The organism is Ochrobactrum sp. S1502_03 (genome assembly GCF_044435015.1).
GTDB classification, from domain to species: domain Bacteria; phylum Pseudomonadota; class Alphaproteobacteria; order Rhizobiales; family Rhizobiaceae; genus Brucella; species Brucella chromiisoli.
Window position 1 is genome coordinate 1 of sequence record NZ_JAYEXN010000041.1, and the last position, 20544, is coordinate 20544.

Genomic DNA, 20544 nt, shown 5'->3' on the forward strand with positions numbered 1-20544 from the left:
TTTAAAGTTACGGGCCCGCGCACGCTAAACCTTGCAACCTAAAGGAGGGGTACTTTTTGGACGCCGATAAGGGGTCCCGTTTAAACGCCGATTGACAATTGGGTTCACGGTGGCGCACCAGTGGCGCACGATCTCAAAAAAGCAAATAGCCCCAGACCGAGGTCTAGGGCTATTTATTTGATATTATTGTATAATTTTGGTTGCGGGGGCAGGATTTGAACCTGCGGCCTTCAGGTTATGAGCCTGATGCGGAACTATTACCGCCAATAAGCGCCAATTACAAAAGCCTTTATTTACGGATAGTTACGGCAACACCTCGCTACAATTCCAGTTGACTATTATTGCCATTCCGTGAAATTCACTGCCCCTGAACTGCCCCTAAAGGGCGTTTTTCACACCTTCAGGCTCGCTTTACCTGATGCACAGGGGCAATCTCGAAAGGGGGATGACATGGCTACGATTGAGAAACGGGAACGCAAAGGCAGCACCGTCTATATGGTCGATATTCGGATTGCTGGTTTTCCTCGCCAGAAGAAAACTTTTCAGCGTTTGACCGATGCCAAGATTTGGGCAGCGAAAACCGAAACCGCCATTCGCAACGGCGAAATCAAGAATGTGGTTCTCACGGCGAAGCGTAAAGCGCTTTCAGACGTTATTACGCGCTATGAGAAGGAAATCCTCCCGACCCTCGCAAAAACGACACAGCGTGCCGCACAGACGTATTTAAGCTATTGGCAACGGGAACTCGGCACACATGCTTTATCGTACATCACGCCAGACCTTATCGAAGAACGTATGGAAAAGCTGGCTTCCGCCCCTGATGGCCGTGCCAAGCCAAAGGTGCAAGACGGCAAGACAATCCCCCCTGCCCCAAAGCCGAAATCCCGCAAAACGCTGAAACACTACCGCGACACGTTGGCGGTGCTGTTCAAGCACGCGCACACATGGGGCTGGATTGGCAGCAATCCGCTCGATGGTGTCAATAAAATTACCGGCATCCGCGACCAGCGCGACCGTTATCTTGACGCCAGTGAACGCAAAGGGCTGCTGCAAGCCTGCCGTGACAGCGACAACCACCAGCTTTACCCCATCGTTATTTTCGCACTTTCGACAGGGGCGCGAAAAGGTGAAATCTTGGGGCTGACCCTACGCGACATGGATATGGTGCGCGGCATGGCCGTGCTGCGCGATACAAAAAATGGCGATACCCGTTCGGCGCCGATTGTCGGCCACCTGCACGAATTGCTGAAAGAGCATATTCAGTGGGTGAATGACAGCTATGATGAAAGCCTACCCGATGCTGATGTGCGGTGGCTATTCCCGCGCCGTGACCTGCTGGCGGCGATTGACATTCGCAGGGCATGGGAAAATGCCCTTGATGCTTCCGGCGTCAAGGATTTTCGTTTCCATGACCTGCGGCACAGCACAGCCAGCTATCTTGCCATGCAAGGGGCTGGCCTGCTGGAAATCGCGGATATGCTCGGCCACAGAACCCTGCAAATGGTGAAGCGCTATGCGCACCTGTCTAATGACCACAAACGCGGTCTGGCTGAAACATTGAGCGAAAACATCTTCTGACGGCGTAGGCACCTATCATATATCCTTTTTTTCAAAGACCATAGTGCGACCGCTTGGCGGTCGCAAAAAAGCACTTGCGAAAAAAAAGAAAGGAACTATCTGGAAATTAATTCACCCACCATAACGACGCCAACGACTATGGATGGAAACGACATTGGCGAATTACGAGGATTTGCGCACCGTAAAGCAGTTAGTGGCCGAAGCACCTTTTCTGACCGAACACATGCTTCGCTGGCACATATTTCATGCACACACGAACGGGCTTGCATCGGCCATCGTCAAAATCTCAAACCGGATTTACATTGACCGGCACGCTTTTCAGCTTTGGATTGACCGCCACCGCCTAGCGCCAGCGGCTTGAAAATGACGAATAAAACCAGACGAAGCCTCGCATTGCGGGGCTTTTTTCGTTTGTGTCGCGATTATGTAACTGGACGATAAACAAAGGCGCAGTCACGCGAGATAACAGAATGATACATTCTTGCTCCTGCCCAAGTTTTGCCATACTTTCTTAACCAGTGCGCTCCGACCATGAGATTCTCATATCCACTGGTTAAGGGCAGGAAATTGCAGTGTTTTAAGGTGATGGGTCATGGCGCTGACGTAAAGGCAAGTTTGATCGCTGGAACATCAAACAAGAACAAAAAAGCGAAGAGGAATGACAATGACTAGCGCTCAACAACGCGCCGCCTTACAGCGCCAAATCTGGGCTATTGCAAATGACGTTCGCGGTGCCGTCGATGGCTGGGATTTCAAGCAATATGTTCTCGGTACGCTGTTTTATCGTTTTATCAGCGAGAACTTCACCAGCTACATCGAAGCTGACGACGACAGCATTGATTATGCGGCAATGCCTGACACCGTTATCACCCCAGAAATTAAAGATGACGCAATTAAAACCAAAGGGTATTTCATCTACCCCAGCCAGCTTTTCGTCAATGTTGCAAAAACTGCCAATACCAACGAAAACCTGAACACCGATCTGGCCAATATCTTCAAAGAGATTGAAGGCTCGGCCAACGGCTATCAGTCAGAAGGTGACATTAAAGGTTTATTCGCTGATTTTGATACGACCAGCAACCGCCTTGGCAATACGGTTAAAGATAAAAACGCTCGTTTGGCTTCTGTTCTTAAAGGTGTGGCAGGCTTAGATTTTGGTGATTTCCATGGCAGCCAGATTGACCTTTTCGGTGATGCTTACGAGTTTCTCATTTCAAATTACGCTGCTAACGCCGGTAAATCTGGTGGTGAATTTTTTACACCACAGCATGTTTCCAAGTTGATTGCGCAACTGGCCATGCACAAGCAAACCAAGGTCAATAAAATCTATGATCCAGCCTGTGGTTCTGGCTCACTGTTGCTGCAAGCTAAAAAGCATTTTGATGCTCATGTGATTGAGGAAGGTTTTTTCGGGCAGGAAATCAACCACACCACCTACAACCTTGCGCGTATGAACATGTTTTTACACAACATAAATTACGACAAGTTTAATATTCAGCTAGGCGATACACTAAGAAATCCGCATTTTCAAAATGATAAGCCATTTGATGCTATCGTTTCCAATCCACCTTATTCCGTTAAATGGATTGGCTCGGACGACCCGACACTGATTAACGATGAGCGCTTTGCACCCGCAGGTGTTCTGGCTCCTAAATCCAAGGCAGACCTTGCCTTTGTGCTGCATGCTCTAAGCTATCTTTCACCCAGAGGTCGGGCTGCGATTGTTTGTTTTCCGGGAATTTTTTATCGCGGTGGAGCAGAGCGAAAAATTAGACAATATCTGGTTGAGAATGATTTTGTGGAGACGGTGATTTCACTGGCTCCCAATCTGTTTTACGGCACGACCATTGCTGTCAACATTCTGGTACTGGCCAAAAACAAAACAGACACAAAAGTTCAATTCATTGATGCCAGTGGCCTGTTCAAAAAGGAAACCAATAACAACATCCTCACCGATGAGCATATCAAAAAGATCATGCAGGTGTTTGACAGTAAAGAGGATGAAAAGCATTTCGCTATATCCGTTGATAGCGATGCCATAGCCGCGAATGATTATAATCTTTCGGTAAGCAGCTATGTTGAGGCAAAAGATACTCGTGAAGTGATTAACATCACCGAGCTGAACGCCGAAATTAAAACAACTGTTTCCAAAATTGACCAGCTACGCACCGATATTGATGCCATCATTGCGGAGATTGAGGCATGAGTAACCATAATTTTTTGGAAATGCTGTTGGATGGGGCAGCGGTTGAGTGGTCTTCAATGGGAGAACTATGCACAATTGAAACGGGAAAGCTAAATGCTAATGCAGCTATTGATAATGGTAAATACAAGTTTTTTACGACTGCCCGCGAAGTAAGCAAAATTGATAAATATCGTTGGGATACAGAAGCGTTACTCATAGCTGGGAACGCAAACGTTGGCGAGGTAAAACACTACATAGGAAAATTTGAGGCATACCAAAGAACATATGTTCTAACGAATTTTTCTCATACCATAAATGTCAGATTCCTATACTATGTTATTAAAAGCAGGCTTAAAAAATACCTAGAGGAAAAAACAAATAGCGCCGCAATGACGTATATTGTTCTATCAACAATAGCAAATTTTCAAATCCCCATCCCCTGCCCTGACAATCCTGAGAAATCGCTTGCTATTCAGGCAGAGATTGTGCGGATTTTGGACGCATTTACGGAGCTTACCGCGGAGCTTACCGCGGAGCTTACCGCCCGCAAAAAGCAATACAACTATTATCGCGACCAACTCCTCACTTTTGAGGACGGCGAAGTCGAGTGGAAGACGCTGGGGGATATTGGCAATGTGAAAATGTGTAAGCGTATTCTCAAAAGCCAAACAGCCTCTATAGGCGATATACCATTTTATAAGATTGGTACGTTTGGTAAGCAGGCCGATGCGTTTATCTCCAGTGATTTATATGAATCATATAAAGAAAAATACTCATTCCCCAAAAAAGGCGATATTCTTATATCAGCATCAGGAACAATTGGCCGCACTGTTATCTACAACGGAGAACCCGCATATTTTCAGGATAGCAATATAGTCTGGCTGGATAATGACGAAACTATAGTGACCAACAAGTATTTGTGGCATTTTTATAAGATTGCAAAGTGGTACATTGCAGGTGGCGGGACAATAGATAGATTATATAATGACAATATATATAAAACCCGCATCCCCATTCCATATCCTAACGACCGCACGAAATCATTTGCCGAACAAGCACGCATTGTTTCCATTCTCGACAAATTCGATGCACTGACAACCTCACTTGAGGAAGGCTTGCCACGCGAGATTGAGCTGCGCCAAAAACAGTATGAATACTATCGCGATTTACTTTTGAGCTTCCCGAAGCCGGAAGCGGTTGCTGCATAAGGGGAAGCACATGGCCGAAATCACCAATCCGATTGCGGAAACAAACCGCTATATCGTTCTGGATAAATACACCAAGCAATGGGAAGCCGCAGAGGGCTACCAGAGCGAAAGTGATTTAGAACGCGAGCTTATTCAGGATTTACGCAATCAGGGTTACGAATTTCGGCAGGATATAACCACGCAAAAGGCCATGCTGGCCAATGTGCGTGAACAGCTACAAACCCTCAATAATGTGCAGTTTTCAGAAAGCGAATGGCTGCGCTTTGTGGAAACCTATCTGGATAGCCCCAGCGAGGGCATTGTCGACAAAACCCGCAAACTTCATGACGATTATATCCATGATTTTGTCTTCGATGATGGACGTTTCCAGAACATCTATCTGGTCGATAAAAAGCACATTGCCCGCAACAAAGTGCAGGTTATCACGCAATTTGAACAGACTGGAACGTCTGCCAACCGTTACGATGTGACGATTTTGGTGAACGGCCTGCCACTGGTGCAGGTCGAGTTAAAAAAGCGCGGCGTGGCCATCCGCGAGGCGTTTAACCAGATACACCGCTACAGCAAAGAGAGCTTCAGCAGCGATAATTCGCTTTATAAGTATTTGCAGCTTTTCGTTATCTCCAACGGCACCGATACCCGCTATTTCGCCAACACGACAAAACGCGATAAGCACAGCTTCGATTTCACGATGAATTGGGCGAAGGCCGATAACAGTCTGATTAAGGACTTAAAGGACTTCACCGCCACATTCTTCCAGAAACACACGCTATTGAGCGTTTTGCTGCATTATTCAGTCTTTGACGTTAGCGATACCTTGCTGGTCATGCGCCCGTATCAGATTGCAGCTACGGAGCGCATTTTCTGGAAAATCAAAAGCTCTTATGAGGCCAAAAATTGGAGCAAGCCGGAAGGCGGTGGCTATATCTGGCATACGACCGGTTCAGGCAAAACGCTGACCAGTTTCAAGGCAGCGCGCCTGGCCACAGGGCTTGAGTTCATCGACAAGGTGTTTTTCGTGGTCGATAGAAAAGACCTCGATTACCAGACAATGAAGGAATATCAGCGCTTTTCGCCTGATAGCGTGAACGGGTCAGACAGCACCGCTGGATTGAAGCGGAATATCGAAAAGGACGATAACAAGATTATCGTCACGACGATTCAAAAGCTCAACAATCTGATGAAAAGCGAAGGCGATCTGGCGGTTTATAACAAGCAGGTGGTCTTCATCTTCGATGAATGCCATCGCAGCCAGTTCGGTGAAGCGCAAAAGAACCTGAAAAAGAAGTTCAAGCACTTTTACCAGTTCGGCTTTACCGGCACGCCAATTTTCCCGCAAAACGCGCTGGGTGCGGAAACAACCGCAAGCGTGTTCGGCCAACAGTTGCACACCTATGTCATTACGGATGCCATCCGGGATGAAAAAGTGCTGAAGTTCAAGGTGGACTATAACGATGTGCGTCCGCAATTCAGGGGCATTGAAACAGAGCAGGATTTAGACAAGCTAAGCGCGGCAGAGAACAAGAAAGCCTTGCTGCACCCCGAACGCATCAAGGAAATCTCGCAATACATTCTGAACAATTTTCGCCAGAAAACCCACCGCTTGCAAGGCAACAACAAGGGCTTTAATGCCATGTTTGCGGTCAGCAGCGTGGATGCGGCCAAGCTGTATTATGAGCGGTTAAACGCCTTGCAGGCTGGCAGCGAAAAGCCTCTCAAAATTGCCACCATCTTCTCTTTTGCCGCAAATGAGGCACAGGACGCCGAGGGCGAAATTCCAGACGAAACATTTGATACGTCTGCGATGAACAAGAGCGCCAAAGAGTTTTTGACGGCGGCAATCAACGACTACAACGGCTTTTTCAAGACGAGTTTCAGCGTCGATAGCAACGGCTTCCAAAATTATTACCGCGACTTGGCCAAACGGGTGAAGGCGCGGGATATTGATTTGCTGATTGTGGTAGGCATGTTCCTGACCGGCTTCGATGCGCCAATCCTCAATACGTTGTTCGTGGATAAGAACCTGCGTTACCACGGCCTGATACAAGCCTATTCCCGCACCAACCGCATTTTTGACGCAACCAAAACCTTTGGCAATATCGTCACATTCCGCGATTTGGAGCAGGCGACCATCGACGCCATCACATTGTTTGGCGATACGAACACCAAGAATGTGGTGCTGGAAAAGAGCTACAAGGAATATATGGAAGGCTTTACCGATGCGGCGACCGGTGAAGCACGGCGCGGTTTTGTCGATGTATTGACGGAACTGGCAGAACGCTTCCCTGACCCAGCTACCATTGAAAAGGAGGCTGATAAAAAAGCCTTTGCCAAGCTCTTTGGCGAATACCTACGTCTGGAAAATATCCTGCAAAACTATGACGAGTTTTCCTACCTCAATAGCTTGCAGAGCATCAATATGGATGATGCGGAGGCATTAGAGGCATTCAAAGCGCAGCATGCCTTGAGTGATGAGGATATGGATGTCCTGAAGTCCGTGGAGTTGCCGGCAGAGCGTAAAGTTCAGGATTACAAATCCACATACAACGATATTCGCGATTGGCTGCGTAAAGAAAAAGCCGCGGATCAGCAGGATAAGTCGACGATTGACTGGGATGATGTTGTCTTTGAGGTTGACCTTCTGAAATCGCAGGAAATCAACCTTGACTATATCTTGGAACAGATTTTCGAGAAGAATAAGAAAATCAAGAACAAGGCCGAGTTGGTCGAGGATGTCCGGCGCATCATCCGTTCCAGCTTGGGCAACCGCGCCAAAGAAAGCCTGCTGGTTGACTTCATCAATCAAACCGACCTTGACCAGATAGGCGATAAGGCCAGCATCATTGATGCGTTTTTCACCTATGCGCAAGCCGAACAAAAGCGCGAGGCGGAAGAATTGATTGACGCCGAAGGGCTGAATGTTGAAGCGGCCAAGCGCTATATCATGACGTCCATCAAGCGGGAATTTGCCAGTGAAAACGGCACGGAGCTGAATAGCATTCTGCCGAAAATGAGTCCGCTTAACCCGCAATATCTGACTAAAAAACAAACCGTGTTTGGGAAGATTGCGGCATTCGTGGAGAAGTTCAAAGGCATTGGCGGCACGGTTTAGACGCTTCATTCCGCCCATAGATTGGCGGGGGAAATTGGGGCTACGCTTGTAGCCCCTTCAGAAAATCGACCGCCTTGGTGGCTTGGCTGGAAGCCTGAAAGATAGCTTTGCTATCGGCCTTCAGGATTTTCAGCCAGTGGTCGATGTAAGCGGCGTGGTCGGGACGCGGTTCCAGCGTCACGCCAAGGTGGCCGCAAAGGAAAGCTGCGCCAAGTTCGGCCACGAGTTCTTCACGGGCGTAATCATCTTTCTTGAAAGCGCCATCTGTGAAGCGGTCGCAACGGCTCTTGTGACCGCTCCAGTGGGTCAGTTCGTGCAACAGGGTGCTGTAATAGGCTTCCGTCGCGCTGCTGGTGGCGGTGCCGTGGAAGCTTTCACGGGGCGGCATCTGGATAGCATCCGTTGCCGGGGCGTAGTAGGCACTTTCGCCGCCATGACTGATTTTAGCCTTGGTTGCGGTGATGAAGCGGTCTGCGGCGTCTATCGGGGCAACCGGATTGGCAACCGGCTCCACTGCTTCGGGCGTGTAGCCATCAACCTGCGCGACGTTGAAGACGCGGGATGCGCGAGCCATGAGGCGCTTGCGCGGCTGTTCATCGTTGCGGTCGCTGTCTTCGTCGTCACGTTCAAACTCCTTGTAGAAGATGACGAGCGAGGACTTTTCACCTTTGCGGACTTGGCATCCCGCGTTTTGCCATTGGCGGTAGGTTCCCCAAATGCCGGTATCGAAGTTCCGCACCTGCGCTGCTGCCCACAGGGACACGATGTTGATTCCGCGATAGGCGTTGCCGGTGTCGATGTTCATCGGGGACATGGTTGCCGTGCCGGTACGGTGCCAAGGCATCTGGAACTTGTCTGCGCCTTTCTCAATCGCGGCGATAATCTGGTTGGTGATTTCGGTATAAACGTCCAGTTTTTGCGCTACCTTTGCCATCTGATGCACTCCTTTCTTGCTTGTGCGTTGTTCGATGGCTGACGGGAAAGCGGGCAGACGCCGACCTCACCCTTGGGTGAACCCGCAGGGTGAGAGGCAGAGGCCGGGATTTTTCTGGAACGGAGTGGCCGCGAGGAAGCCGAAGGCGGGGAGAAAAATTACTGCCGCCGCCTTGAGGTCATAGGTGGATGCTCGCTAGGAATGCCAAATTGAGAACAACCCCACAAAGCAACGAAATAAGCGGAGTTCATCGGCTAAGGTGCAGACAGGACGGCGTTTATCTACGCCAACAGTTACTTCAGCCGCTTGAAAGCGCGGGTCAATGTGCGTGAATGCACACCGTACCGCTCCGCAAGCTCTTCGATAGTCGCTTCACCAGAAGCCAACGCTTTGCGGGCTATATCGACCTGTCGGGCGGTAAGTGATTTCGGACGACCAAGCGTTTTGCCGGAATCTTTCGCCTCCTTCAAACCAGCACGGGTGCGTTCGCTGATAAGTGATCGCTCAAATTCTGCAAGAGCGCCCATCATGTGAAAGACAAGGCGACCGCCTGACGAATTGGTGTCTATGGCCTCATTGAGTGACTGGAAATGCGCGCCTTTGGCGGCAATCTGGTTGATGATTTCAATGAGGTGGCCGAGTGACCGGCCAAGCCTATCCAGCCGCCAGACAACCAGCGTATCGCCTTTTCCCAAGGCATTCATGGCTGCGGCCAGCCCCTTGCGCTCGGTAGCCTTACCAGATACGCCAAGGTCTTCAAAGATATGTTCGCACCCTGCATTTTTAAGCGCGTTGCGTTGCAGATTGAGATTCTGTTCAAGTGTAGACACACGTGCATAGCCAATTCGCATCAAAAGAGCTTTCATTATTATGATTTAGAGGCTCAAATGCGTTTTCAGCGTTGACAGAAACGTTCGTTTTTGTCCGTTGCTAGATTTATTTTAGCCATGCCCTCAAAGCGCCCGGTTTGCCTGTGAATGAATGCTGCGAATGCGGCATTTTCTTCTTTGACAAAAACGAACGTTTTCGTACGTATTCTACAATAAGCAAATCTATTCATGCATTATTATTTCAGCTGAACAATATATTCAGCATGAGCGAGCGTGCTGTACATACAACAGCTTGGCGCCGTGACCATCAGCTTTACCCTTACTGCCTGCCAAATACAAACATACAGCCTCCTTGCACGCTGCCTTCTTGGCTACCTGCGGAGCATCACTTTGGTATTACTTGGCCTTGGCGCATATCAGCCGGGCATGTTTAAAAGGAACGAAGAAATGGAACAGGCACGCGCAATCCATCCATCAAAGAGCAAAGCGGGTTGGATATTACTGTTTATAGGATGGGCGTTTTTCGTGATCCCTATTGTGGGAACATTCATCGGAGCCATTCTCATTGCTATTTCGATGCTTATCGCCGCAATGCAAATGTCACGAAAAGAAGGTGGCCTTGGCCTGCTGCTGACAGCAATATTTGTTTCCCCCATCATGTGGGTTGTCATCTTCTTTGTCGTCTTGGTCAATCTGGGTGGGAATTAGAACGGCTGCTCCTATGCTGTTCTCTGTTTTCTTATGTCGGGGGGCATATGATCATGAAGACCAATAAAACAGCTTTATGTGCGCTCTTACTCATAAGTGCGCTGCTTCTTCCTGATATAGCATCAGCTTCACCAAAAGAAGCGCGGCGCACCCTGATTGCCTGCCTGAAAGGCAAGGTGAACGCCGATGAAACACTGGTTTGCATTGGCAGCTATTCGGATTCCTGTGCAGGAAAATTCGAAAATATGGCACCCATCCCGCAGATTTCAGGCCAAAGCCAATGCCTGTTGGATGAAGCAGAAGCTTGGAACACATTGCGAGATGACGCTGTAGAGAGCTGGAAAGAAGATAACGGCACCAGCTTTTCTGCCAACATCGCAAAAATCGCCAAGGCAAGCGCACCGTTTGCGAAAATCAAATGCAGTGTGTTTCAGGATACCGCGCAATTCGGACAAACCGGCATGGCGCTGGAAGCAGAATGCCTGCGCGATGAAGCCGCCAGAACATCAATTTTCATTGGATACGCACTGGATTGAAAGGAAAGACCACATGACCATGCACGCGCTCGTTCTTGGAAACACCATGTCGCGCATAAAATCAATATTCAGCGCATTGGGGTTTGCGACACTGCTTTCCAGCAATGCCTTTGCGCAAATCGCAGAACCGACACCCCCGGCAGGCATGCCTGATGCCCATAAAACCGTCGTGCAGGAAATCGCCAAAGCCCTTGCCTATCAACAGGCCTGCCCGATAAGCAAAATGGATGACTCCCGCTATGGAGCATTAAATAGTTACATGAGCAGGAACAAGGATGACTTTGACCCTGACTTCATAAAAACCAACGGGAAATATAACAATTATTTCCATGCTTATTCGAAATATGAAACCCAAAGGATTAAAGACTTCATCAATAAAAAATTCGATGGACACGTTTCTGATGCGAGTTTCCATCAGAAAATGATGTCCTGTTATCATGCGGTCGCAGATTTTGGTGAAGAAGGCTCGCTATGGTCTAACCTGCTGGACATCAGCTGCACAAGTTTTCGGGTGCCCTATTGCAGTGACGAGAATAAATTCGGTGAATGGATAAAAACGCAGAGCTATGTTTGCGATGAAAAATCGAAGTTTTCCGATTTGTTTGCAAAAGACCGAAAGAAGTTTTCCTGCCAAAAATTGCAGGAAAATATCTGCACCCTTCAAAAACTGCGTGGCGGCGGTGGCATAGCCTCTCTTGGAAGTGGCTGCTAAAGATATAAACAAAGCCGCCCTTTTGCGTAAGGGCGGCTTTGTCATCTCGTTTTGGAGTGCATCGCAGATACATCTGCGACGAAATCAGCTTGTCGCACGGGAAAACGGTAAGGAAAGTGCAAACCCCGAAGGGTTTTCACATGCCTTATGGCAAATTTCGTAAATCGTCTGATGACAGGCATCAAAACCGGAAATGGAAGCAGTGCGGTTTCCACTTGTGCTAAGCTGAAAAAGGATCGGCGAGGTGTCGTTCCTGCGTGTGGAAACGGTCATCTTGGGATGGCCGTTTTTTATCGCCACTTTTCGAGCTTCCCGCCTGTCAGCAATCATTCAAAACCCGCCCCATAAGAAGGCATCGGAGCGTTCGTGAGGCCCGCGATCTGGAAAGGTTGCGGGTTTCCATGAAAGATATTTGCTGCATGCCAAGCCGTAAACGCACCGATCTGATTGATTTCATCACTCCCTCACGGCGTGGGCATCTTTACTACCGCCACATCTTGCAGGAGGCTGCGCTAGACCCGCAGCGCTGGATGCGCCACCATTTCATTGTGGTGTTCGATGACGACCACGAAGACAATGTGCAAGCCCTGCTCCGCTGGCTGGATAAAGCACGGGAAACAATGGTGCTGCCGCGTGTATCGGCAACCAATGCACCGATGGGCAGGCCAGACATGCTACGCCAGCTTGGTGTTTCCATCGGCTCTAACCCGTATGTGTATTTTCAGGATGATGACGACCCGCTGCCGCTCCATCTGGATGAACGCATGGCGATGATGGAACACGGCCACCTTGATGCGGTTTTCGGCGCAACGGAAACCGTAACCGAACGCGGTATCGTGGTTGAACAGTTCCCGCGCATTGTGAATAGCCGCTTTGTCAGCGATGTTCTGGCAGGGCAGGCATTATTCCCCTCTTATGGCCATCCTCTCGCTGCGCTGTACTCCCGCGAAGCGCTTGACCGCGTGCCGATATTTGACGGTTGCCACTATCACAACAGCAATTCCATGCCTTTCAATGTCCGTTTCATGAACGCACCCGGCATTATCACGGTCATTGAGAACGTGTGCCGCCGCGTGCGCCTGCACCGTGATAATGATACCGGCATATTGCATCCTTCGGCGGCTGCGGAACTCGCCGCCGATATTCGCCGCTGGCGTGTGCATATCGTTTCAGCTGCCGTGGTCGCGTTTCAGGAAATGATAGCCGAGTATCTGGAAACGGGCTGGATTCAAACTTACCGCGAAATTGTAACACTGGTCGATGAAGAATTGGAATATCGCAAGCAACGATTGCCCTGATTTTCAGTTTTTGGTTGGCGTTCCCCTCCATAAATCATGAGAATGAACAGGATAGGCGTTGCTAATGCTTATACGCTGCCAGTTTTGAGAGCGATATGTTGCGATAAACCACTTCTATCCCCGTGGTGGGCAACATGTCGCTCCTAAAACCGGCACAACGGGAATAAATGGGGAGAGAGAACGACATGAACAAGGGACAATCTTGCCTGCTTGTGGCGCTCACCCTCTTTCTTTTCTTCGGATTGACCACGGCAGAAGCGCAACAGCGCTTCACCGTGCCAAGCAGTGCACGCGGTTTACAGAATGCCAAACAAGCGGCGCAAATCCGTTTATTAGAAACATGGGCGGGGCTACTTAAAAGCGCTATTACTGTCACAGAAGCGGGAAATATTGGTATCGGAATAAATGAGACACACCCAGACCGAAAGCTAAGCGTTGTGGGGGGGATAGACGCAAGGTCGAACAATTCACCTTCAGTTGTATATGTTTTTCATTCAGGGCCTAATGCCAACGAGAGCTTAAGTTGGTTGGAGTTGTGGGGAACCAATCCCACACGACAAGGTGAAGCCGTGCTATCCGGGGTGGATGTTGTATTACGTAGTGGAGGGCTGGATTCGCAAGAGCGTGTAAGAATTACGCCTTCTGGTAATGTTGGAATTGGCACCGGTGCGCCATCGCAAAAACTGCATGTTATTGGTAACGGGCTATTCACAGGTTCCTTAACCGCAAATGCCTTTTATCAGCAATCCGACGTCAACCTAAAACAAAACATCACCCTTATAACCAATCCCCTTGCCTTACTCCACGACATTGAGGGAAAGCGTTTTTTCTGGAAAGCTGGGAATAGACCCGCTTATGGTCTTATCGCACAGGACGTAGAGCAGGTCATGCCCGAAGCTGTACGCACCGATGAAAGCGGCATAAAGTCCGTCGATTACAGCCAGATGATTGCGCCGTTAATCGAGGCGGTAAAACAGCTTGAAAACCGTGTTCGCACACTTGAGGCCGCTCAAGACCGCCGAATATGTGATGATGACGGCTATCATGAGAAAAACGGCGTCATGTACACCAGAGGCTCGCAATGATCTGGCGTCTTCTCCTACCTATTCTCGCTGTTTTCGTCGCTGCGCATGGAAATGCTCAAACAGGCATATCCATTCCGGCAGGTCAGACCGTAAAAATCGACGCGCACGGCGTATGCCGTCAGGTAAAAAATCCCGGCTCCGGGACGCGGATGGTGTTTATCGGCACGGCAAATGAATGGAACAGTTTTCGGAATTATCCCAACGGTCTGACGTTCAGCGCTTGTACAGTTCCGTGCTACCTGAACGGGCAACGTTACGAAGAAGGTCAAAAAGTTCAGTTCTTTAAATACCCTGCACAAGGTGGACTCAATGGGCGCTGCAATAGTTCGACCGAGAAAACCTGTCAAAATGGGGTATTTGTCTCAAAGAGTAGTTTTTATGAAACTTTTATTTACACTTCCTGTACGTGGCTTCCGCGAACATATGGAACAAGCGTTGTAGGTTGTTCCTCATCATCCCAGCCCACCTGCCCGGCAGGCGTTGACGATGGTAATTACCACTCTATTCCCTGCTATGACACAGCCTTTTCATGCGGCATTAAAACAGGAGCCTCATGCAACAGTTGGAAAACAATCATCTGCCGTTCGTGGTAGAATGGCAGCACCAATACCAGCATAATTATTCGCCATACGTACAACGGCGCTGGAAGAAATCGTGCTGACACTGTTCGCGAAATGCTGAAGCAAACCCCGATGCGCCACCGTTGCGGATTTTGGAATACGGGCAGCAATAGAAGCTTTCCGGGAAACGACCGTTTTTCGGAAAGACTTACCTTTGATAAAAACATGCCAAAATAGAAGCCATATTGTTTCCGAAAACTATTTCTTGAAATGACCTGCATAAGAACACATAATATTTATGAATTATTGGAATATATTATATGTATAAAGACGACGTTATTTCCGAAATATCGAAAATAGAAACAGACCTCCGCGCAATGGGGGTAAGAAGTGTACGTTTGTTTGGTTCTGTGGCACGCGGTCAAGAAACTGCGTTCTCTGATGTGGATTTAGCGTTGGACGTTGACAAAGATGGGGGCTTTTCTCTCCTGAATTTGGTTGCGGTTAAAGACTTCATTGCGTCCAGATTAGGTAAATCTGTTGACGTTGTGACGTTTCCCATACGGCGCGTTGACCTTTTGAATGAAATCGAAAGGGACAGTATTCGTGCCTTCTAGTAGCCCTTCGCGGCGCTATGCCGATATTTTGGAGAATATCGCGCGTATTCGTCTATATCTTGATGGCTTCGATAAGGCGCATTTTCTGGCTGATGAACGAACCTGCGACGCAGTAGAACGCTGTTTGATGCGCGTTAGCGAAGCGGCAATCAAGCTGGGTGAAGCAGCGGAAATCACTGCACCGCATATCCCTTGGCGCAACATCCGAGGATTAGGAAATGTTCTGCGTCACGCCTACGATGGCGTTGCCCCTGAAATCCTATGGAACCTTATCACCAATGATTTAGAGCCTCTTGCCAAGGCTTGCCAACGAGCCATTCAAGAAATCGCCTGATGCTGGTTGGATATGCGCGTGTTTCCACGCTTGACCAGAAGCCGGAGTTACAGCTTGACGCCCTGAAGGCGGCAGGCTGCGAACAGATTTTTGAAGAACGCGCGTCCGGGGCACAGCGTAATCGCCCACAGCTTAAAGCTGCCCTTGATTGCCTATGCGCAGGCGACACGCTTGTTGTCTGGCGCTTTGACCGCCTGGCGCGGTCAACAGGGCAGCTTATCGCCACGATGGAAACACTGGAACAGCGTGGCATCGGCCTGCGTTCGCTGACCGAAAGCATTGATACGGCCACAGCGGGCGGCAAGCTGATTTTCCACGTCTTCGCCGCACTGGCGGAATTTGAGCGCAGTATTATCCGCGAACGCACGGCGGCTGGCCTTGCTGCTGCCCGCGCTCGCGGCAAAATTGGCGGGCGACCGAAAGCGCTTAACGACAATGATATTGCCGCCGCAAGGGCGCTGCTGAAAGATGATAATATAACCGTGACAGCCGTAGCAAAGCGGCTTGGTGTCAGCCTATCGACGCTGTATAAGCATCTGCCAGCGGCGCGGCAAAATCACGGATGACCGTTTTCACCATAGGCCGCAATCAAGGCATTCTCGATGATTTGATTGTATTTCAGGCCGGTTTCATATTTTGCCTTGTGCAGCAGTTCCAAAACGTCTTCCCGCAGCGAATAGGTTACGGTGCGCCGCATCGGCTGAACGCCCGCAGGAAGTGGCTGCAAGCGTATTTCCTGCGCTTTCAGGATGCTTGGTTTAGCCTGCTCTTTCGGTGTGACCAGACTCATATCAATGCGTGGCTTGCTCATTGCCCCTCCCCTTCGTTGTTCAGTTTATCCATAAGAAAGCGGTAAATCTTGCCGATTTCCGCAGCACCTTTGCCCTTTGGTTCGATTTCCTGAATGGTACGGCCATCAATCTGGCTTTCCGCATAGGTGACGCGGGAAGCAACCGAACCGGCCACGGCTCCAAGCTGTGACAGGGTTTGCAGCGTATCCCATGCAATACGGGTGCGCGGCGTTACGTCATTCAGGACGAAAGCCGCCCTGCCTTTATCTCCGATAAGTTCCCACGTTGCCGGGACGGTTCTAAGGTCGTGCGGGCTGGCCTTAACGGGAACCAGAAAGAAGTCAGCCACCTGCATTTCGTCAAAGGTGTTGATGCTGTTGGGCGGGGTGTCGATAAAAATCATATCGAACCCGCCCTTCCGCAGCTTTTCTATCTGCGTTTTCAAAGCACCATCGGCCACGATAAAATAAGGCTGCTCGGCCTCACGGGCTGACGCCCATGCGGACAGGCTCCCTTGTGGGTCTAGGTCAATGAGGCCGACATTATGGCCTTCTGAAACGGCTTTGACGGCAAGGTGTGTGGCAAGCGTTGTCTTTCCAGCGCCGCCCTTTTGGGAAACAATGGCAATAACCTTCACAGATATTTATTCCAATATTTATTTATGTATTTATTTATTGGTTTCTTTATTTATTTACATAAATAAATATTTACATATATATTCATATAAATAAATAAATACATATGTACGCCGTATAATAGATGGATAGCGCCGTTGCTTCAAAAGCACAGCGTAAAATTGCTGCTGCTACCGCCCTCGACCTCTGCCCCAATCGCCCATTGAACGGGCGGCTGCATCGCGTTCGGCCTGCCGTGCGCGCTCGTAGTCGTCCATATCAAGGGCAACACCTTCGCGTTCGGCATCCCGTTGGCGCTCGATGCGGTCAACAATGTGTTGGGCAAGGCGGCGCTTCACATCTTCGGGAAGTTCTGACCGCCATATATCGTCGGGCTGAAGCCTGCCGTTATCTTGGCGCGGATGATAGGACGGCATCGCGGATTTCACCGCGATAAGCCGTTCTATCTGGTCAGATTCTAAGCTTGATTCCAGAATTTCCTTTTCCGATAGGACGGACAGTGTGCGATAGCGCCGCTGGTACAGTTCCTTGCGGATTTCCTTGCGTTTTGTCTCTGTGCCGACAATGCCCATGACCTCGGAATAGCGGGCATCAAGGTCGCCAAGCTGTGCGGTCAGCTTCAACCGCTCATAATCCCCGATTTGCTGCTGGTTGAGCAATCGGCGCACCCGTTCATGGGAACGCTGCACGCCACCCTTGGCAATCGCATGGTGCGCGTCATTGCGCGCCTTGCTTGCCCAACCGAAAAACTTCCAGCCCTTCAGCTTGCCCGCACTGGCAAGGTTGATTTCCTCGATGCTCTTTCCGGCATCCAGCTGCTTGCGGATGGAAGCCATCGCGGCCACAGGGTCGCGATAGATTTCCTCGCACTGGCTTTTCAGGGCATCCATTGCCTTGTTGTAGTCGTTGACGACGCGCTCACCGATAAACTCATTGGAACGAAGCGCCCGTTTCAGGCGGATGCGCTTGCCGCCGATTTCAAAGGCTTCTTTCTCCTTCTCCCGATACCAGTCACAATCATTGCAGGCGAGAACAGCCGCTTTCAGGCGTTCGTCGCGTTCAATGTTCTGCTGGTTTTTCGCCTGCTGTTCCTGTGCATTGGCTTCGGCAAGAAGCTGGTCGGCAAAAGCGTCGTCGCTATCATCCCACGGCGGCGGTTCCAGCTGGTGGGATTGTGCCGGGTCTTCACGCAGGATTTGATACTCTTCCCACGTTTCCCCGAACCGCTCCGCAAGTTTGTCTGTGCGGGCGTGTTTGCCCACCTTCGACATTTGCATGAAGTGGGTGCCGTCTGTGATGCGGAACCCTTGGCCTGCTTCTACCAGCTTCAGGCCGTGCCGCTGCAAGCGGCCTTCAAGGTCTAACCAGCTGACAGCCTTCTTAAAATGGTCGGTAATCTGGTTGCGGCGTTCCCGCATTTCCGCTTCCGACCATTTGACAAGCGCGGTGTCCTGTTCACGCTCGGCGCGCTTGCGTTCATCCCGTGTCGGACGGTTTTCGCGGTCGGGAAATTTTTTGCCGGAACGGTGGGCTTCAAGGTCGGGTCTGCTCACGATCTGCAAGCCCAATTCCTTTTCCTGCCGTTCCAAACTTTCCATGATGCGAAACACGTCCCGCCAAGCGTTCCAGACGCGGCCTGTTTCGGGATGAACCGTATTCACGACGATATGGATATGGGGGCAATCGCCATCATCATGCGCCACTATCAGGGTTTGGTGTTCTTCAAGGCCAAGGTCGACCAAGAGCTGATCGGCGACCTGAAGCTGCACCTCCTTGGGCAAGCGCTCGTCGGGCGGCCAACTGATAGGCAAATGATAGACGGGCTTTTGCACGCCGGTTGAAAGCGCTGCCGTGGAAGCCATGATAGCGGGAACCACCTTGTCGTTGGTCGTCGCAATGTTGCGGCCTTCTGACCAGACGACACGGTGCGGCTTGGGGTCGTTCGTCCTGCCATGATGCAGGTAGCGAACCAGCCCCTTGAAGCTGCGCCCTTTATACGGGTTCCCAATCATCGCATCACCGGCAGCAGCTTTTCCGTCAGGTCTTGCAAGGCTGTCAGAAGCATCGCGTCTGGCACGGGCTTGCGGCTATTGGCCAGACGGGCAAGGCGATTGATTTCCGCGCCAACGTGAGCGAGGCGGGCAATCATATCGCCCGTGAGCGCAATGGATATGGCACCGGTTGCCCATTGCGTGAGCGCTGCATCTGCGCGCTTGGCGACGTGAGCGATGGCCTCCCTCGCGACCGGCTCCATTGTAGGCGCATGATGCAGGAGTTGATTCAGGTTGTTGCAGATACGGTTCAACTGCCTGATCAACTCCCGCGCTTCGCCCTGCGGCTTGACCGAAACGGTCTTGCCCAAGGCAAGCGCGCGCACGAATGCCGAAGGGGACATACCCGCCCGCTCCGCGTTTTCGCGGATGCGGTCGCGCTCGGCAGCAGTGACCCAAAAGGTCATCTGCTTGTCGCGGCGCGTATGTGCGGGTTTACGGTGTCCCCGTGCTGGCATCGTGCAAGCCCCCCCTGCGGCGTTTGAGCAGGCGAGGAAGAAACAGGCACCTTGAGACGTAAGCGTAGCGGGTCGAATGGTAGCCTTGCGACGTTGTACAGAAAATCTATTTTCTGTACAGGAGCACTTCCTCGCTCCTCCAAAGAACACAAACCGTAGCCCCAATCTCTACGGCTTATGGTATCCAACCCAAACGGGTATGACAAAAACGTATTCTGTACAAATTTTGTCACGCCACGAAAGCCTTGCTGACAGGGCATTTCGCTATGCTTTACAATGCTTACCACAACCGCACAACAAATGTCAGTTATTTTCCACTGCACACAACTCATAAGTGAAATGCGGGGTCGGTAGGTGATGAAAAAACCATGAACGCAATCCGATGCTCCGCCTGTCGGCCTCCCTTTTTGCGGATTGCGAACATGAGGAAAGGAACTTGCCAGAGTGAAGCGCGAACATTGGGCATCGTTGACGTACAAAGCCGATTCAGGCTTTGGCGAACGCATATTCGTCAACATGCCCTATCGCGCCCACTATGCAGCCGACAGCCGTTTGAGCATGTGGATTACCCCTGAAATCGGAGAAGAGGACAAGCCGGGGGCTTGGTATTTTCATACGCGGTCTGGCGGGGTTCCCCTCCCTGACCAAGACGCGGCGGAACTGCTCGCTGCCGTCTTCGCGCTGCTGGCCGGTCACGGCCTCGATGCAAGCAAGATGAGTTTTAAGCAGCTTGTGGCCACAGCGAAGCGGCCACAGCATTTTATCCCTGACCATTTCCGGCATTCGGCCAAAGCCCATATGCAGCGCCAGCGAATGCGGGGGCAAGAATTGAGGATTATGGCAGCCCGCAAACGGACTGACCGATAATTTAGCTTGAAACCGGCGCAAAGCTAAGTGCTAGAATGCTTCCAA

20 protein-coding genes are annotated in these 20544 nt (G+C 50.4%); 14 read left to right on the top strand and 6 right to left on the bottom strand.

Annotated features, from left to right (window positions below; all coding sequences use genetic code 11):
- The first annotated feature begins 450 nt into the window (after positions 1 to 450).
- From VBH83_RS17200 to VBH83_RS17215, 4 genes are all read left to right on the top strand, one after another.
- Entirely contained in the window at positions 451 to 1578 is a 1128-nt protein-coding gene (locus VBH83_RS17200; RefSeq protein WP_396998773.1) for a tyrosine-type recombinase/integrase, read from the top strand.
- Between the two features lie 664 nt (positions 1579 to 2242).
- A complete protein-coding gene (locus VBH83_RS17205) occupies positions 2243 to 3784 on the top strand; it encodes a type I restriction-modification system subunit M (protein ID WP_396998775.1) in 1542 nt (513 codons plus the stop codon).
- Positions 3781 to 4971: a restriction endonuclease subunit S gene (locus VBH83_RS17210; protein ID WP_396998777.1), complete on the top strand. Its 1191-nt coding sequence runs from the start codon at positions 3781 to 3783 to the stop codon at positions 4969 to 4971. Before VBH83_RS17205 ends, VBH83_RS17210 begins: the two co-directional genes overlap by 4 nt.
- A 10-nt stretch (positions 4972 to 4981) precedes the next feature.
- On the top strand, positions 4982 to 8083 hold the full coding sequence (locus VBH83_RS17215; RefSeq protein ID WP_396998779.1) for a type I restriction endonuclease subunit R: 3102 nt from the start codon (positions 4982 to 4984) through the stop codon (positions 8081 to 8083).
- A gap of 40 nt (positions 8084 to 8123) precedes the next feature.
- Here the strand turns inward: VBH83_RS17215 and VBH83_RS17220 are convergent, their stop codons facing one another.
- Entirely contained in the window at positions 8124 to 9017 is an 894-nt protein-coding gene (locus tag VBH83_RS17220; protein ID WP_396998781.1) for an ArdC family protein, read from the bottom strand.
- A 293-nt stretch (positions 9018 to 9310) separates the two neighbouring features.
- Complete coding sequence (locus VBH83_RS17225; RefSeq protein ID WP_396998783.1) at positions 9311 to 9883, bottom strand: recombinase family protein; 573 nt, start codon at positions 9881 to 9883, stop codon at positions 9311 to 9313.
- A gap of 237 nt (positions 9884 to 10120) precedes the next feature.
- Between VBH83_RS17225 and VBH83_RS17230 the strand changes: the two genes are divergently transcribed.
- From VBH83_RS17230 to VBH83_RS17270, 9 genes are all read left to right on the top strand, one after another.
- Positions 10121 to 10555 carry a hypothetical protein gene (locus VBH83_RS17230; RefSeq protein ID WP_121987158.1) on the top strand — a complete coding sequence of 145 codons (435 nt, stop codon included), beginning with the start codon at positions 10121 to 10123 and terminating at the stop codon, positions 10553 to 10555.
- Positions 10507 to 11091, top strand: coding sequence for a hypothetical protein (locus tag VBH83_RS17235; protein WP_396998785.1), 585 nt, complete (start codon positions 10507 to 10509; stop codon positions 11089 to 11091). The genes VBH83_RS17230 and VBH83_RS17235 overlap by 49 nt, the downstream gene beginning before the upstream one ends.
- A gap of 13 nt (positions 11092 to 11104) precedes the next feature.
- Positions 11105 to 11803, top strand: coding sequence for a hypothetical protein (locus tag VBH83_RS17240; protein ID WP_121987160.1), 699 nt, complete (start codon positions 11105 to 11107; stop codon positions 11801 to 11803).
- A 419-nt stretch (positions 11804 to 12222) separates the two neighbouring features.
- Positions 12223 to 13101, top strand: coding sequence for a hypothetical protein (locus VBH83_RS17245; protein ID WP_396998787.1), 879 nt, complete (start codon positions 12223 to 12225; stop codon positions 13099 to 13101).
- Positions 13102 to 13286: 185 nt separating this feature from the next.
- Complete coding sequence (locus VBH83_RS17250) at positions 13287 to 14186, top strand: tail fiber domain-containing protein (protein ID WP_396998789.1); 900 nt, start codon at positions 13287 to 13289, stop codon at positions 14184 to 14186.
- Positions 14183 to 14779, top strand: coding sequence for a hypothetical protein (locus VBH83_RS17255; RefSeq protein WP_162995422.1), 597 nt, complete (start codon positions 14183 to 14185; stop codon positions 14777 to 14779). Before VBH83_RS17250 ends, VBH83_RS17255 begins: the two co-directional genes overlap by 4 nt.
- A gap of 287 nt (positions 14780 to 15066) precedes the next feature.
- The gene (locus VBH83_RS17260) at positions 15067 to 15363 is read left to right on the top strand and encodes a nucleotidyltransferase domain-containing protein (protein ID WP_121987163.1); all 297 of its coding nucleotides are present in this window, start codon (positions 15067 to 15069) and stop codon (positions 15361 to 15363) included.
- Complete coding sequence (locus tag VBH83_RS17265; protein ID WP_396998792.1) at positions 15353 to 15697, top strand: DUF86 domain-containing protein; 345 nt, start codon at positions 15353 to 15355, stop codon at positions 15695 to 15697. The genes VBH83_RS17260 and VBH83_RS17265 overlap by 11 nt, the downstream gene beginning before the upstream one ends.
- Complete coding sequence (locus tag VBH83_RS17270) at positions 15694 to 16263, top strand: recombinase family protein (RefSeq protein ID WP_396998805.1); 570 nt, start codon at positions 15694 to 15696, stop codon at positions 16261 to 16263. The genes VBH83_RS17265 and VBH83_RS17270 overlap by 4 nt, the downstream gene beginning before the upstream one ends.
- On the opposite strand, the gene VBH83_RS17275 is transcribed toward VBH83_RS17270, so the two are convergent.
- The 4 genes from VBH83_RS17275 to VBH83_RS17290 form a co-directional block, all read right to left on the bottom strand.
- Positions 16254 to 16508, bottom strand: coding sequence for a hypothetical protein (locus VBH83_RS17275; RefSeq protein ID WP_121987166.1), 255 nt, complete (start codon positions 16506 to 16508; stop codon positions 16254 to 16256). The two genes, VBH83_RS17270 and VBH83_RS17275, sit on opposite strands and share 10 nt — an antisense overlap.
- Positions 16505 to 17125, bottom strand: a complete 621-nt coding sequence (locus tag VBH83_RS17280; protein ID WP_162995423.1) for a ParA family protein — start codon at positions 17123 to 17125, stop codon at positions 16505 to 16507. Before VBH83_RS17280 ends, VBH83_RS17275 begins: the two co-directional genes overlap by 4 nt.
- Positions 17126 to 17293: 168 nt before the next feature.
- Positions 17294 to 19135, bottom strand: coding sequence for a relaxase/mobilization nuclease domain-containing protein (locus tag VBH83_RS17285; protein WP_121987168.1), 1842 nt, complete (start codon positions 19133 to 19135; stop codon positions 17294 to 17296).
- Complete coding sequence (locus tag VBH83_RS17290; protein ID WP_162995424.1) at positions 19132 to 19632, bottom strand: plasmid mobilization protein; 501 nt, start codon at positions 19630 to 19632, stop codon at positions 19132 to 19134. Before VBH83_RS17290 ends, VBH83_RS17285 begins: the two co-directional genes overlap by 4 nt.
- Before the next feature lie 444 nt (positions 19633 to 20076).
- Between VBH83_RS17290 and VBH83_RS17295 the strand changes: the two genes are divergently transcribed.
- Complete coding sequence (locus tag VBH83_RS17295) at positions 20077 to 20499, top strand: hypothetical protein (protein WP_396998795.1); 423 nt, start codon at positions 20077 to 20079, stop codon at positions 20497 to 20499.
- Positions 20500 to 20544 lie beyond the last annotated feature (45 nt).

What these genes read in the sequence shown, in the direction of transcription:
- VBH83_RS17200 (WP_396998773.1), top strand. Translation starts at nt 451, where the DNA reads ATGGCTACGATTGAGAAACGGGAACGCAAAGGCAGCACCGTCTATATG.
- VBH83_RS17205 (WP_396998775.1), top strand. Translation starts at nt 2,243, where the DNA reads ATGACTAGCGCTCAACAACGCGCCGCCTTACAGCGCCAAATCTGGGCT.
- VBH83_RS17210 (WP_396998777.1), top strand. Translation starts at nt 3,781, where the DNA reads ATGAGTAACCATAATTTTTTGGAAATGCTGTTGGATGGGGCAGCGGTT.
- VBH83_RS17215 (WP_396998779.1), top strand. Translation starts at nt 4,982, where the DNA reads ATGGCCGAAATCACCAATCCGATTGCGGAAACAAACCGCTATATCGTT.
- VBH83_RS17220 (WP_396998781.1), bottom strand. Translation starts at nt 9,017, where the DNA reads ATGGCAAAGGTAGCGCAAAAACTGGACGTTTATACCGAAATCACCAAC.
- VBH83_RS17225 (WP_396998783.1), bottom strand. Translation starts at nt 9,883, where the DNA reads ATGAAAGCTCTTTTGATGCGAATTGGCTATGCACGTGTGTCTACACTT.
- VBH83_RS17240 (WP_121987160.1), top strand. Translation starts at nt 11,105, where the DNA reads ATGACCATGCACGCGCTCGTTCTTGGAAACACCATGTCGCGCATAAAA.
- VBH83_RS17245 (WP_396998787.1), top strand. Translation starts at nt 12,223, where the DNA reads ATGCCAAGCCGTAAACGCACCGATCTGATTGATTTCATCACTCCCTCA.
- VBH83_RS17250 (WP_396998789.1), top strand. Translation starts at nt 13,287, where the DNA reads ATGAACAAGGGACAATCTTGCCTGCTTGTGGCGCTCACCCTCTTTCTT.
- VBH83_RS17255 (WP_162995422.1), top strand. Translation starts at nt 14,183, where the DNA reads ATGATCTGGCGTCTTCTCCTACCTATTCTCGCTGTTTTCGTCGCTGCG.
- VBH83_RS17260 (WP_121987163.1), top strand. Translation starts at nt 15,067, where the DNA reads ATGTATAAAGACGACGTTATTTCCGAAATATCGAAAATAGAAACAGAC.
- VBH83_RS17275 (WP_121987166.1), bottom strand. Translation starts at nt 16,508, where the DNA reads ATGAGCAAGCCACGCATTGATATGAGTCTGGTCACACCGAAAGAGCAG.
- VBH83_RS17285 (WP_121987168.1), bottom strand. Translation starts at nt 19,135, where the DNA reads ATGATTGGGAACCCGTATAAAGGGCGCAGCTTCAAGGGGCTGGTTCGC.
- VBH83_RS17290 (WP_162995424.1), bottom strand. Translation starts at nt 19,632, where the DNA reads ATGCCAGCACGGGGACACCGTAAACCCGCACATACGCGCCGCGACAAG.